At 54.8% G+C, this 12728-nt stretch carries 16 protein-coding genes and 1 pseudogene; 4 read left to right on the forward strand and 13 right to left on the reverse strand.

The genetic code is table 11. The annotated features are described in order from the left end of the window. The first annotated feature begins 168 nt into the window (after nt 1-168). The gene (gene rpsU / locus QK300_RS05925; RefSeq protein ID WP_042085728.1) at nt 169-375 is read left to right on the forward strand and encodes a 30S ribosomal protein S21; all 207 of its coding nucleotides are present in this window, start codon (nt 169-171) and stop codon (nt 373-375) included. 156 nt (nt 376-531) lie between these two features. On the opposite strand, the gene QK300_RS05930 is transcribed toward rpsU, so the two are convergent. The 7 genes from QK300_RS05930 to QK300_RS05960 all read right to left on the reverse strand — a co-directional run bounded on the left by QK300_RS05930 (nt 532) and on the right by QK300_RS05960 (nt 6006). After that, nucleotides 532-2043, reverse strand: a complete 1512-nt coding sequence (locus QK300_RS05930) for a UbiD family decarboxylase (protein WP_281300652.1) — start codon at nt 2041-2043, stop codon at nt 532-534. Between the two features lie 41 nt (nt 2044-2084). Next, nucleotides 2085-2963, reverse strand: coding sequence for a hypothetical protein (locus tag QK300_RS05935; RefSeq protein ID WP_281300651.1), 879 nt, complete (start codon nt 2961-2963; stop codon nt 2085-2087). A gap of 152 nt (nt 2964-3115) precedes the next feature. Further along, nucleotides 3116-3289 carry a hypothetical protein gene (locus QK300_RS05940; protein WP_281302272.1) on the reverse strand — a complete coding sequence of 58 codons (174 nt, stop codon included), beginning with the start codon at nt 3287-3289 and terminating at the stop codon, nt 3116-3118. A 144-nt stretch (nt 3290-3433) separates the two neighbouring features. Further along, entirely contained in the window at nt 3434-3964 is a 531-nt protein-coding gene (gene ppa / locus QK300_RS05945; protein WP_281300649.1) for an inorganic diphosphatase, read from the reverse strand. Nucleotides 3965-4071: 107 nt separating this feature from the next. Further along, entirely contained in the window at nt 4072-5001 is a 930-nt protein-coding gene (gene ubiA, locus QK300_RS05950; protein WP_281300648.1) for a 4-hydroxybenzoate octaprenyltransferase, read from the reverse strand. Nucleotides 5002-5051: 50 nt separating this feature from the next. Further along, a complete protein-coding gene (locus QK300_RS05955; RefSeq protein WP_281300647.1) occupies nt 5052-5432 on the reverse strand; it encodes a VOC family protein in 381 nt (126 codons plus the stop codon). A 76-nt stretch (nt 5433-5508) separates the two neighbouring features. Continuing rightward, a complete protein-coding gene (locus QK300_RS05960; RefSeq protein ID WP_281300646.1) occupies nt 5509-6006 on the reverse strand; it encodes a low molecular weight protein-tyrosine-phosphatase in 498 nt (165 codons plus the stop codon). Between the two features lie 97 nt (nt 6007-6103). Here QK300_RS05960 and QK300_RS05965 point away from each other — a divergent pair, with 97 nt between their 5' ends. From QK300_RS05965 to QK300_RS05975, 3 genes are all read left to right on the forward strand, one after another. Further along, complete coding sequence (locus QK300_RS05965) at nt 6104-6874, forward strand: SDR family NAD(P)-dependent oxidoreductase (RefSeq protein WP_281300645.1); 771 nt, start codon at nt 6104-6106, stop codon at nt 6872-6874. Between the two features lie 183 nt (nt 6875-7057). Next, nucleotides 7058-7828 carry an NAD-dependent deacylase gene (locus tag QK300_RS05970; protein WP_281300644.1) on the forward strand — a complete coding sequence of 257 codons (771 nt, stop codon included), beginning with the start codon at nt 7058-7060 and terminating at the stop codon, nt 7826-7828. 61 nt (nt 7829-7889) lie between these two features. Further along, nucleotides 7890-8180, forward strand: coding sequence for a 4a-hydroxytetrahydrobiopterin dehydratase (locus QK300_RS05975; RefSeq protein ID WP_281300643.1), 291 nt, complete (start codon nt 7890-7892; stop codon nt 8178-8180). A 7-nt stretch (nt 8181-8187) separates the two neighbouring features. On the opposite strand, the gene QK300_RS05980 is transcribed toward QK300_RS05975, so the two are convergent. The 6 genes and pseudogenes from QK300_RS05980 to QK300_RS13595 all read right to left on the reverse strand — a co-directional run. Then, complete coding sequence (locus QK300_RS05980) at nt 8188-8820, reverse strand: septation protein A (RefSeq protein WP_281300642.1); 633 nt, start codon at nt 8818-8820, stop codon at nt 8188-8190. 78 nt (nt 8821-8898) lie between these two features. Next, a complete protein-coding gene (locus QK300_RS05985) occupies nt 8899-9681 on the reverse strand; it encodes a succinate dehydrogenase iron-sulfur subunit (RefSeq protein WP_281300641.1) in 783 nt (260 codons plus the stop codon). A 36-nt stretch (nt 9682-9717) separates the two neighbouring features. Continuing rightward, nucleotides 9718-11508 (reverse strand): succinate dehydrogenase flavoprotein subunit, encoded by a 1791-nt coding sequence (gene sdhA, locus QK300_RS05990; protein ID WP_281300640.1) that lies wholly within the window; start codon nt 11506-11508, stop codon nt 9718-9720. A 5-nt stretch (nt 11509-11513) separates the two neighbouring features. After that, on the reverse strand, nt 11514-11897 hold the full coding sequence (gene sdhD, locus QK300_RS05995) for a succinate dehydrogenase, hydrophobic membrane anchor protein (protein ID WP_042085744.1): 384 nt from the start codon (nt 11895-11897) through the stop codon (nt 11514-11516). Nucleotides 11898-11911: 14 nt separating this feature from the next. Then, entirely contained in the window at nt 11912-12307 is a 396-nt protein-coding gene (gene sdhC, locus QK300_RS06000) for a succinate dehydrogenase, cytochrome b556 subunit (protein WP_281300639.1), read from the reverse strand. Between the two features lie 244 nt (nt 12308-12551). After that, nucleotides 12552-12728 (reverse strand): annotated as a pseudogene (locus QK300_RS13595) (IS110 family transposase); the annotation flags it as partial.

Below are 12728 nucleotides of genomic sequence, written 5' to 3' on the forward strand. Positions count from 1 at the left end.
GCGTTTCGGGTGGCCTTGGGATTTTGGATCGCATGATCCGTCTTGATGGCTGTCACCACTATTCAGATGAACCCTTTAGGCGATCAGATATTTCGATCCGCCCTGCGCATCGATCGCAGATCGGTTTGAAGTTGAAGATCAGAGTCAAAGACAGGAGAGAACGACCACATGCAAGTTTCGGTACGGGACAATAATGTTGATCAGGCCCTGCGCGCGCTCAAAAAGAAGCTGCAGCGCGAAGGTGTGTATCGTGAAATGAAGCTGCGTCGCTTTTATGAAAAGCCATCAGAACGCCGCGCTCGTGAGCAGGCCGCCGCTGTGCGCCGCGCCCGCAAGCTTGAGCGCAAGCGTGCCGAACGCGATGGTGTGCGGTAAAAACCCGCACGCGCTCTCCGTCATTTAAAAAAAGCCGCTGTCCCATTGCCTATCCCTTGCCGGATAGCCTGTGGGTGTGCGGCTTTTTTGTTTTTTATCAAGCAGGTTGAATCAAGAGTGGCGAATCAAAAGGGTTGGCAAGGGATGAGGCTTTCCTCAGCCCTTCCAGATCGGCTTGCCAGAGCCGGGCAGGCCCAGCCTTTCCCATTTTTCCGTCACCCGATCAATGATCTCGCGATCCATAGCGATTTCGCGCCCCCATTCGCGGTTCGTTTCGCCGGGGAGCTTATTGGTGGCATCAAAGCCGATCTTGCCACCCAATCCCGAAACGGGTGAGGCGAAATCAAGATAATCGATGGGCGTGCCTTCGATCAGGGTGCTATCGCGCACCGGGTCCATCCGGGTTGACATCGCCCAGATCACATCCGGCCAGGAGCGGGCATCGATATCATCATCCACCACGATCACGAATTTGGTGTACATGAACTGGCGCAGATAAGACCAAACCCCCATCATCACCCGTTTGGCATGGCCCGCATAAGCCTTCTTCATGCTCACCACGGCAATCCGATAGGAACAGCCCTCAGGCGGCAGCCAGAAATCGGTGATTTCCGGGAATTGCTGGCGAATGAGGGGGATGAACACTTCGTTCAGGGCTTCGCCGAGCACGCTGGGTTCATCGGGCGGACGGCCGGTATAGGTGGAAAGATAGATCGGATTGCGCCGCATGGTGATGGCGCTGATGGTAAAAACCGGAAAGGGCTCCACCGAATTATAATAGCCGGTATGATCGCCATAAGGCCCCTCATCGCCATGCTCATCAAGGCTCACATGGCCCTCAAGAATGATTTCGGCATGGGCCGGCACCTTTAAGGGAATGGTTTTGCAATCCACCAATTCCACCGGCTTTCCCCGCAAAAGCCCGGCAAACTGATATTCCGAAAGCGTATCGGGCACCGGGGTCACGGCGGCCAATGTGGTGCCGGGATCGGCCCCGATAACGGCGGCTGCGGGCAAAGGCGCGCGTTTATCCCGCGCCCAGCGATCATATTGCTGGGCCCCGCCGCGATGCTTCAGCCAACGCATCAGGGTGCGTCGCTGATCCAGCTTTTGCATCCGGTAAATGCCCAGATTGAAATTGTCTTCCGCCTTGTCACTGGGGCCTTTGGTCACGATCAGGGGCCAGGTGATAAGGGGGGCGGGTTCCCCCGGCCAGCAGCCCTGAATGGGCAGACGGCCCAGATCGATCTGATCACCGGTCAAAACGATCTCCTGACACGGGGCCTGTTTGACCGATTTGGGGCGCATGGCCAGAACCTGTCGGGCCAAAGGCAGCAGATCCCATGCCTGCCGGATCCCTTTGGGCGGCTCGGGCTGGCGCAGGAAGGCAAGGGTTTCCCCCACCTCGCGCAATTGATCGGGGGTGCGGCCAATGGCTCCGGCCACCCGCGCCACCGTGCCATAGAGATTGACCAGAACCGGCATCTCGGCACGGCTGCCATCGGGATTGAGCACATGCTCGAACAAAATGGCCGGGCCGCCTTCGGCAATCACCCGGGTTTGAATCTCGGTCATCTCAAGATGGGTGGACACCGGCTCGCTGATGCGAACCAGATCACCGCTTTGTTCCAGATGATCGATGAAATCACGCAGGGATTTGAAGGGCATAAGCTGTCTTTTTGCTTGAGGGCGGCGGGATGGAAAAAATATCAGGATTTTTTCTGATTGGCTGCGAAAGGTTCCAGGATTTGATCTAAAAAATTTTCATAGTCGATTTTGGCGCTGATCAGATGGGTGCAATTCAATTGAAACCTGTCTGCCTGGATAGGCTCAAATTTAGCAAAAGGGTTATCCATTGATTTTTTGTGAGGGTTTTTAAGGACAATATATAATAACTCACCAGAATCGTCGGTCTTAAAATCCGTTATAATTCCGCTATATGCGAATATTTTATCATTATCGATTATTTCAATTTCTATAATGACTGCTGAAAAATCTTTATTCTTTTTATTTTTTATTTCATTCCATATATCATCAAATTTTTGTTTTTTACTTTCTTTATTTTCAAAAGATTCATAATTATAAAGTTCTGATACTTTTTTATTCTGGTCACTTAGATAAAGTTTTAGCTCTTTATATGTAGTGACTTTATCCAAAATAGGACCTCTGAGAATAGCAGCCCAGCGTCCATCCGCAAAATACGGGTTAAACCAAAGCGCGGCATATTCGAGATATAAGTCATCGACTATCCTTCGGAGCGCAGTGCCGCAGATATAAGCCGCTGCGATGACAGCAAACATATAAGCCAGAAAAAACCAGCTTTCACGCGATGTGGGGATGAAGTCGCGATTGCCCGCGATCACAGAAAAAAAGCGGGGCAGGTCAGGTTCGGGAAAAATTGGCAGATTGCAGACGAGGAGCAAGAAAAATATGTGAAAAATTGCCGCCGACAAAACGGCATTGATAAAGCTGGCGGATAGAGGGTTCTTTTTGATCGCTTCCCCATGGATGGTATTATAGGCATTTTTGAAAATAATACCGGGCAAGATCAGTATGAATAGGAGAAAGGTCGGCAGGGCCAAAGCCATGATAAAGCCTTTCTCACATGCTTTGCCCGGTTAAGAGCCGGGGAATCGAATTTTGCCTATGGATGTTGGTTCAAAATGGATGTTGGTTCAAAATGGATGTTGGTTCAAAATGGATGTGGGGAACACATAAAACCACTCAACCGATGATGTTATCAATCATCATTATTAACGTTCTGAGAATTGCTCCCATCATCAGGTGCGGACTGAGTTTCGTATACGCCTTCTTCTTTTTCTTTCATATAAAGATCGACCCGATCAATAATGTAATCCCTGAAGCGAGGATCACTATATAAGGCCAGAACGCCTGAACCCGTATAAGAGCGCATGGTCATATCCCCGCATTCAATCTGTGAACTACTCGGAACCTACAGCTTTGAAACATAAGTTGACAAAGGCAGAATGTCAAGATTTTCGGGGGTTGGGTGAGGCGATCCATCGTCTTGATATCGCCTTTAACCAAAGGGATTTCCTTAATTTTCCTGATAGCGTTTGATCGAATCCTCGATGATTTCAGCGGCGATGTCCGCGTCTTTCCAGCCTTTGATTTTGGTCCATTTGCCATCCTCCAGATCTTTATAATGCTCAAAGAAATGAGCGATCTGGTCCAAAGTGATCTGTGGCAATTCGCGATAGCTTTTCACGCCCTTATGAAAAGGGTGGAGTTTATCGACGGGCAAAGCGAGGATTTTGGCATCGATCCCGCCATCATCTTCCATTTCGAGCACCCCGATGGGGCGGCAGCGAACAACGGCACCGGGCATGATCGGGGTGCGATTGGCGATCAGAATATCGGTGGGATCACCATCTTCGGCCAAAGTATGCGGCATAAAGCCATAATTGCAGGGATAGCGCATGGCAGTGTGCAGGATACGGTCCACAAAAAGGGCGCCTGATGCTTTATCAAGCTCATATTTCACCGGCTCTGATCCCACCGGCACTTCCACGATGACATTGATATCCCATGGCGGATTGACACCCATCGAGATTTTGGAAAGATCCACGTCACACAACTCCTGTCTGGTTAGAAGGCGATCCGGCCGGTCGCGGCCCTTCATGCTCCTAGCCGACATGCTGCACTGCGACAAGGCGAAAATCGCCAGATGGGAGATCAGAAGATAGAAAGATTGGGCAATGGCCCGGTCATTTGCCCGGCTATGGCCGATAAAAACACAATCCAACCCACCATGCTATTGGCCCGAAAAAGGCTGAGGCAGCGCGCCGGATCGTGAATATCAAGGCGGATGACCTGCCAGCCCAGATGCAGCCCCAGCCCCAGGAGGCCCGGCAGCCAGCCCCAGCCCAATCCGGCGATCAGGCCCGCCATCAGCGTTGCGCCCCAAAAAACGGCATAGAAAAGGGCAATGGCCAAAGGCGAGCGATCCCCCAATCTAAGGGCAGAGGATTTGACCCCGATAATGGCATCATCGGCGGTATCCTGATGGGCATAGATCGTATCATAGCCCAGGGTCCAGAACAGGCAGCCCGCATAGAGCAGCAGGGGCGCCGCCGACAAGGAGCCGGTGACCGCCGCCCAGCCCATCAGCGCCCCCCAATTGAAGGTGAGGCCCAAAACCGCCTGCGGCCAATAGGTGATGCGTTTGGCAAAGGGATAAAGGCTGACCGGGAGCAAGGACAAAACCCCGAGCCAGATGGCAAAGCGATTGAAGCTGAGCAGGACCAGCAGCCCGATGAGGCTGAGAAACATCGCGAATAAAAGCGCCTGCCACACCCGCACCTCGCCTGCCGGAATGGGGCGCAGGGCCGTGCGGGCAACGGCGCTGTCGAGCTTTCGGTCAACGATATCGTTCCAGGTGCAGCCCGCCCCGCGCATCACGATGGAGCCGACCAGAAACAATGCGCAAAGGGGCCAGAAATCGGCATCGAGCGGGCTGAGAACAAAAGCCACCGACCACAGGCACGGCCACATCAAAAGCCAGAAACCCGCCGGACGATCCGCCCGCATCAGGCGCAGATAGGGGCGGGCCGTGCGGGGCATGTGCCCCACCCAGCCAACCACACTATCAGGTGTTTTTGCCATATCCTTCATGGCGCCAAGAAAGCGCCCCAAGGGGCCGCGCTGTCAAGGCTTCATCCGCCCATATTCATGTGAAACGCATTGAATTTATTGCCATCCAGATCGCGGAAATAGCCGGCATAAAAGCCCGGCATCCGTTCGCCGGGGGCACCTTCATCCGTGCCGCCCAATTCCAGCGCCTTTTTGTAGATCGCATCCACTTCCTCAGGGGATGCTGCTTCGATGGCCACCATCACCCCATTGCCCACGCTGGCCGGATTGCCATCCTGCGGCAGAGCAATGCCAAAGCCGCAATCCTGCGGATTTTTGCCGCGCCATGCGATCACCCGATCCGTTTGCATGAGCCTGCTGCCGCCCTTGAGCGCCAAAAGAGCATCGAAAAAAGCGGCGGCTTTTTCAAGATCTTTTGTTCCCACCGTTACATAGCCAATCATCGTATCATCCTTTTTTTGATTGAAGCTGTGCCGACTATCATGGGGAAAGCAGCTTTCCGCAAGTGCGATGATCGGCTCAAAGATGTTTGGGGAAATGATGGGCGATCAGATGGTCGAGAAAACCCGCCACCGCTTCATCGATCAGCTGATAGCAGCGCAAAAACCCCTGTTCGCCGCCATAATAGGGATCGGGCACTTCATCAAGCGCCACATCGGGGGCATAAGACAGGATCAGCGAAGCCCGATGAGAAAGCCCCTCGGGGGCCATATCCTGCAGGATGTGCAGATTATCGCGATCCATGGCCAGCAGATAATCGAAGCGCTCAAAATCCTGAGCGCTCACCTTCCGCGCCCGCTGCCCGCTGATATCGATGCTCCGGCTTTTGGCCATGGCGATGGCCCGACGATCAGGGGGGCTATCGGCATGATAGCCCAGGGTGCCAGCCGAATCGATCTGGATTAGCGCGCGATCCTGTAGAGACAGGTTCGATGCCTCCAGGCGGGCGCGAAAAATCCCTTCGGCCATGGGGGATCTACAGATATTGCCCATGCATATGAATAAAACCCCAATCATGGGTGCTCCTTTGATTATGAACGATGGTCGAGGAGATGGTGATCGACCCGAACATGATCATACGTAAAAGATGGCTGGTAATAAAAGGGAGTTGGCCATGCTGGCAAAGCCATTGGCAACATTTGGCGACAATCTGCGGGTGGCGGTCATCGGCGCCCATGGAGCCTTGGGATCGGCCTTTATCCGGCATCTGGAACAAAGCCCCCATGTGGGGAGAATTTTTGCCCTGTCTCGCCGGCATGAAAAGTCAGACGATCATCGGTCTCAAGATAGGAAAAAGCGGACGCTGTTTCTTGATCTGGAGGATGAAGACAGCATCGTCAGGGCGGCGCAGGCGATCAGGGATGATGCGGCGGGGCTTGATGTGATTTTATGTGCCACCGGGCTTTTGCATGATGCTGAGGGGCTATCGCCGGAAAAAAGCTGGCGGATGCTGAACCCTCAGACGATGGCGCGGTCTTTTGCCATCAATGCCATTGGCCCGGCTTTGGTGGCAAAGCAGATGCTGCCGCTTTTGCCGCGCGATCGTCGGGCGGCTTTTGCAGTCCTCTCGGCGCGGGTGGGCAGTGTTTCCGATAATCATCTGGGGGGATGGTATAGCTATCGGGCGGCCAAAGCGGCTTTGAACATGATGATTCGCTCCCTTGCCATCGAATTGGCGCGGAAAAACGATCAGGCGCTGTGTGTGGGTCTCCATCCCGGCACGGTGGATAGCCGCCTTTCTGCGCCCTTTCAAAGCCAGGTGCCTGCGGCAAAATTATTCAGCGCCGATGATTCGGCGGGATGGCTGCTCGATGTGTTGGATGGCCTGAAGCCCGATGACAGCGGGGGGTGCTTTGCATGGGATGGCAAAGCCATTGCGCCTTGAAGGGGATCGGGCATAAAAAAAGGGCAGTTTTGGGCGATGCCATGAAAACTGCCCTCGAGTTTGGAGGGGATCTCTGTCATCACGCTCCATCAAAATATGAAGACGTGAAACAAACAATGCGGGGACATTCCTGAAAGAAACGACTCCGTATCTCCTATTTTAAGGGCAGGGCATGAATAAGAAATGAATTACAATCAAAAAACGGATAATTCATTGCCCCGTCATGTGGTGGTCCTGACCGGGGCCGGAATTTCCGCCGAAAGCGGCCTTGGCACTTTTCGCGATGCCGGGGGTTTATGGGCCCATCACCGGATCGAGGATGTGGCCACGCCGGAAGGCTTCAACAAAAATCCGCAATTGGTGCATCATTTCTACAATCAGCGCCGGGCCGAACTGCAAAGGGTGGCCCCTAATGCCGCCCATCATGCCCTTGTCGAACTTGAGGCCGAACTCGAGGCCGAATTTGAGGCCGGGATGGGTGGCGGGTTCACCCTCATCACCCAGAATGTCGATGATCTGCACGAGCGGGCGGGCAGTCGATCCATTTTGCATATGCATGGGGAGCTTTTAAAAGCCCGCTGCGAGGCTTGTGCGGCGGTGTTCTCATGGCATCGCGATCTGGGCAGCGAGGATGCCTGTATCGCCTGCGGACGGTGTACTTTGCGCCCGCATATCGTGTGGTTTGGCGAGGTGCCTTTTCATCTGGATGCCATCGATACCGCCATGGCGCGGGCCGAACTGTTCATCTCTATCGGCACATCGGGATCGGTTTATCCCGCAGCGGGTTTGGTGCGTCTGGCCCGCACTTTGGGGGTGCGCACGGTGGAGCTGAATCTGGAGCCATCGGAAAATCATGCCTGTTTCGATGAAAGCCATCAAGGGCCGGCGGCGACCATCGTGCCCGCCTTTATTGCGGATCTTCTGGCACGCTATAAAAAGGCACGAGGGGCTTGAACCCGGCGCCGGTTTCGCCCAATTTGCCGCCCGGCATGCTCTCAATCAAAAGGAATGAATTATGGTAACGGCACTGAGCGGGGATGAACGGAGCCAGGCGATCGCCGATCTGGCCGGATGGGCCGATATGGACGGGCGCAATGCCATCCATAAAAGCTTTCAGTTCAAGGATTTCAACGCGGCCTTTGGCTTTATGAGCCGGGTGGCGCTGTTGGCCGAGACAATGGATCATCACCCGGAATGGTTCAATGTCTATAATCGGGTCGAGGTGACCCTTTCCACCCATGATGCCGATGGGGTTTCCGAACGCGATATCGCCATGGCCAAAAAAATGGATGAATATGCGGGCTGATAGCCGCTTAATCTTCTGAAGATTTTGGGCCCAAAGGCGCGCCTTCGGGCTGATGGCGGGTCACCACGGGGGTTTGCGCAATTGCAAAAATAAAGGTGAGGGGGATGGCCCCAAAAGTTTTGAACATCACCCAATGATCGGTGGATACATTGCGCCAGACCGCTTCATTGAGCACAGCCATGCCGATGAAGAACAACGCCCAGTTTCGGGTGAGCAGAACCCAGCCCCGGTCCGTGAGGGGCGGAAAGGCAGCGCCCAGAACCGTGCGCAGGAAAATCCGCCCCGACCACAGACCGGTCAAGAGAATGCTGGCAAAGATGAGATAAATGATGGTGGGCTTTAATTTGATGAAGGTTTCATCATGCAGCCATAAGGTCAGCCCGCCAAACACCACCACCAGAACGGTGGAAACCCACATCATCGGCGCGATATGCCGGGTGGCGTGCCAGCTATAAGCCATGGCGGCCACCATCGCCACCATGAAAGCCCCGGTGGCGGCAAAGATATCGGCCTGCCAATTCACGATGAAAAACACCAGAAGCGGGCCAAGCTCGGTCAGGAAACGTTGTCGGGCCGTGGCTTTGGGCCGCGTTGTTTCTTTGGGCTGCGCTGTTGTTTTAGATGAGGTGGGGTCGGTCATGATATCCTTTGAGCTTTCGCAGCTGTCCTCATTGGTCAGAAAGGGGGCGCGCGGCTCTCTTTTTTCAGCCCCCCCTTATCAACCCTGACGCTCGGCGACCAGCTTCTTGATTTCCGCAATGGCTTTGGCCGGGTTCAGCCCCTTGGGGCACACATTGGTGCAATTCATGATGGTGTGGCAGCGATAAAGCCGGAAGGGGTCTTCCAGATCATCAAGACGCTCGCCGGTCATTTCATCGCGGCTATCGGCAATCCAGCGATAGGCCTGCAACAAAGCCGCCGGGCCCAGATAGCGATCGGAATTCCACCAATAGCTGGGGCAGGATGTGGAGCAGCAGGCGCATAAAATACATTCATAAAGGCCATCGATCTTGCTGCGATCTTCATGGGATTGCAGGCGTTCGCTGCCCGCCGGATCGGGGGAAACGGTTTTCAGCCAAGGCTCGATGGATTCATATTGGGCATAGAAATTGCCCATATCGGGGACCAGATCCTTGATGATCGGCATATGGGGCAGCGGGTGGATCACCACATCACCCTTCACATCATCGAGCGATAAGGTGCAGGCAAGGGTATTGGTGCCATTGATGTTCATGGCGCATGAACCACACACCCCTTCGCGGCAGGAGCGCCGGAAGGTGAGGGTGGTATCCACCTCGTTCTTGATCTTGATCAGCGCATCCAGAACCATCGGCCCGCATTTATCGAGATCAAGGCCATAGCTATCGATCCGCGGATTTTCGCCGCTATCGGGATCATAGCGATAAACATGCAGCGTGCGCACATTGCTGGCCCCTTCGGGCGCAGGCACATGCTTGCCTTTGTTTACTTTGGAATTTTTCGGCAATGTGAATTTCGCCATGGTCATATCCTCATCAAGCCAAAGCCAGATCGCGGTTCAGTAAACCCGAGCCTTTGGCTTTACATATTCAAATTCATCCGACAGCGTATAATCATGCACCGGGCGATAATCGATGGCCACCTTGCCATCATCAAAGCGCGCCACCGTGTGTTTCATCCAGTTTTGATCATCGCGCTTGGGATAATCCTCATGCATATGCGCGCCGCGCGATTCATGACGATTTTCAGCACAATGCATGGTGACCATCGCCTGCCCGATGAGATTATCAAGTTCCAGCGTTTCGATGAGATCGGAATTCCAGATCAGCGAGCGATCCGTGACATGCAGATCGCTCATCCGGGCATAAACCTCGTCCATCTTGCCCTTGCCTTCTCGCAAAACCTCTTCGGTGCGGAAAACGCCGCAATTAGCCTGCATGGTTTTTTGCATATGCAGGCGCACATCAGCGGTGGGCGATCCACCCTTGGCATTGCGGAAATGATCAAGCCGCCCCAGCGCCTGTTCGGCGTGATCGGCGGGCAGGGGCATGTGGTTTGTGTTGGCTTTCACCGTTTCCGCAACCCGGAAGGCCGTGGCCCGGCCAAAGACCACAAGATCAATCAGAGAATTGGAGCCAAGCCGGTTCGCCCCATGCACCGAAACGCAGGCCGCTTCACCCACAGCAAACAGCCCCGGCACCACCCGATCAGGATCATCGGCGGCAGGATTGATCACTTCGCCATGATAATTGGTGGGAATGCCGCCCATATTATAATGCACGGTAGGCACCACGGGGATCGGCTCTTTGCGCACATCCACCCCGGCGAAAATCCTGGCTGATTCCGAAATGCCGGGCAAACGCTCGGCCAGAATGGCGGGATCGAGATGATCGAGATGCAGATGCATATGATCGCCTTCCTCGCCCACACCCCGGCCTTCGCGGATTTCCTGTGCCATCGAGCGGGAGACCACATCGCGGCTGGCCAGATCCTTGGCCGAAGGGGCATAGCGCTCCATGAAGCGCTCGCCCTTGGAATTGGTGAGATAGCCGCCTTCGCCCCGCGCCCCTTCGGTGATCAGCACGCCCGCGCCATAAACGCCGGTGGGGTGGAATTGCACGAATTCCATATCCTGAAGTGGCAGGCCCGCGCGCAGCACCATGCCGCCGCCATCGCCGGTGCAGGTATGGGCCGATGTGGCCGAGAAAAAGGCCCGGCCATAGCCGCCGGTGGCCAGCACCACAGCGTGGGATTGAAAGCGATGGATCGTGCCATCTTCAAGGCAGAGGGCGATCACACCCCGGCATTGGCCGTCCTTGTCCATGATCAGATCGATGGCAAAATATTCGATGAAAAAATCGGTCTTGTTCTTCAGGCTTTGCTGATACAGCGCATGGAGCATGGCATGGCCGGTGCGATCAGCGGCAGCGCAGGTGCGTTGGGCGGGGGGGCCTTCGCCATATTTCGTGGTCATGCCGCCAAAGGCGCGCTGATAAATCTTGCCTTCTTCGGTGCGGGAAAAGGGCACGCCGAAATGTTCCAGCTCATAAACGGCTTTCGGCGCTTCACGGCACAGATATTCGATGGCATCCTGATCGCCCAGCCAATCCGATCCCTTTACCGTATCATAGGCATGCCATTGCCATGTATCATCACCCATATTGCCTAGGGCGGCGGCAATCCCGCCTTGCGCCGCCACGGTGTGCGAGCGGGTGGGAAAAACCTTGGTGATGCAGGCGGTTTTGAGGCCGGCCTGAGAAATTCCCATGGTTGCGCGCAGGCCGGAACCCCCGGCGCCAACCACCACGGCATCGAATTTATGATCAATGATCGGATAGGCAGCGGACATCAAACTCATCCCCCGAAAGATATTTTGAGAACAGACAGAATGCCAGCCAAAGCCAAAGCAAGGGTGGCGAAAGTGAGCGCCAGAAGGCTGATCTTTTTCGTGCCTTCATCATGCACATAATCTTCGATCACGATCTGCACACCCAAACGGAAATGGTAAAACAGGCTGCCAATCAAAAGCACCAGCAAAACACTGACGATAGGATCGCGCACCCACCAGATGATGGTGGCATAATCGGCGCCAGCCAGGGTCATCACCGAGGCCGCAAACCATAAAACCAAAAACAGATTGACCACCGCCGTGATCCGCTGATGCCACCAATGATGCGCGCCGGACCGGGCAGAGCCAAGCCCCCGGACCTTGGAAATCGGTGTCCGAAATTTTGTCATGGCGTCAGTCTCCCTTATAAAGCACCGGCAAAGCCATAGGCGCCCGCCCATAGGCCCAAGGTCAGCGCGATGGCGGCCAGAATGGCCAGAATGCCGATGCGCCGATTGGTTGCGATCTCCAGCCCACGGCCTGTATCCATGATCAAATGGCGCACCCCGGTGCACAGATGCAGCATCACGGAAAAGGTGACGCCAAACAGCACCAACCGACCCAACAGGCTGGTCAGAAAATCATGAAATCCGGCAAAGGCTTCGGGGCCGCTGGCCAGAGCATAAAAGCCCCAGACCAAAAGCAGGGCCCCCACCGCATTGCCGATGCCGGTGGTGCGATGGGCGATGGACAGGCCCATATGCAAGCCCCAGCGCCAGATTTGCAGATGCGGCGATAACGGACGTTCTGTGCTGGCCATCGATAGCCTCCCGATCAGCATGTGGTCTCATAATGAAAGACATTACGCGGCATTGGCGAGATAAGATACGCGATCAAATGACGCGCATCTTATGGGTGAAGTGCAGGCGCGATAACGCCTCAACGTCATCGCATCCGTGTTTAATGGCTTGTTGGGGGTGACGCAAGGCGCGAATGCGTGAGGATCAAAATCCTGCCTTGTTTTCCGGTGTCACTCCGGGCCTGACACCCCACAAGAATCGTCATCAACTCTGTTGTTGGAGTTTCATATCTCTGATTTTTGCGTTAGCGATGACGATGATTTTTCGCATGAGGGCGGTTATGGCGACGATTTTGCGTTTTCCCCTTTCGACGAGGTTTCTGTAGAAGTCTCCGAGCCGGGATTTGGATCGCGCTGCGGTTAAGGCGGCCATAAACAGGAT

It is taken from the genome of Iodidimonas sp. MBR-22 (assembly GCF_029946565.1).
GTDB lineage: Bacteria > Pseudomonadota > Alphaproteobacteria > Sphingomonadales > Rhodothalassiaceae > Iodidimonas > Iodidimonas nitroreducens.

Coding starts and splice junctions, on each gene's coding strand:
- sdhC (WP_281300639.1), bottom strand. CDS start 12,307: ATGGCCAGCACAGAACGTCCGTTATCGCCGCATCTGCAAATCTGGCGC.
- sdhD (WP_042085744.1), bottom strand. CDS start 11,897: ATGACAAAATTTCGGACACCGATTTCCAAGGTCCGGGGGCTTGGCTCT.
- QK300_RS05965 (WP_281300645.1), top strand. CDS start 6,104: ATGCTGGCAAAGCCATTGGCAACATTTGGCGACAATCTGCGGGTGGCG.
- QK300_RS05970 (WP_281300644.1), top strand. CDS start 7,058: ATGAATTACAATCAAAAAACGGATAATTCATTGCCCCGTCATGTGGTG.
- QK300_RS05935 (WP_281300651.1), bottom strand. CDS start 2,963: ATGGCTTTGGCCCTGCCGACCTTTCTCCTATTCATACTGATCTTGCCC.
- QK300_RS05985 (WP_281300641.1), bottom strand. CDS start 9,681: ATGGCGAAATTCACATTGCCGAAAAATTCCAAAGTAAACAAAGGCAAG.
- QK300_RS05930 (WP_281300652.1), bottom strand. CDS start 2,043: ATGCCCTTCAAATCCCTGCGTGATTTCATCGATCATCTGGAACAAAGC.
- QK300_RS05960 (WP_281300646.1), bottom strand. CDS start 6,006: ATGATTGGGGTTTTATTCATATGCATGGGCAATATCTGTAGATCCCCC.
- QK300_RS05975 (WP_281300643.1), top strand. CDS start 7,890: ATGGTAACGGCACTGAGCGGGGATGAACGGAGCCAGGCGATCGCCGAT.
- rpsU (WP_042085728.1), top strand. CDS start 169: ATGCAAGTTTCGGTACGGGACAATAATGTTGATCAGGCCCTGCGCGCG.
- QK300_RS05940 (WP_281302272.1), bottom strand. CDS start 3,289: ATGCGCTCTTATACGGGTTCAGGCGTTCTGGCCTTATATAGTGATCCT.
- ubiA (WP_281300648.1), bottom strand. CDS start 5,001: ATGGCAAAAACACCTGATAGTGTGGTTGGCTGGGTGGGGCACATGCCC.
- QK300_RS05980 (WP_281300642.1), bottom strand. CDS start 8,820: ATGACCGACCCCACCTCATCTAAAACAACAGCGCAGCCCAAAGAAACA.
- QK300_RS05955 (WP_281300647.1), bottom strand. CDS start 5,432: ATGATTGGCTATGTAACGGTGGGAACAAAAGATCTTGAAAAAGCCGCC.
- sdhA (WP_281300640.1), bottom strand. CDS start 11,508: ATGTCCGCTGCCTATCCGATCATTGATCATAAATTCGATGCCGTGGTG.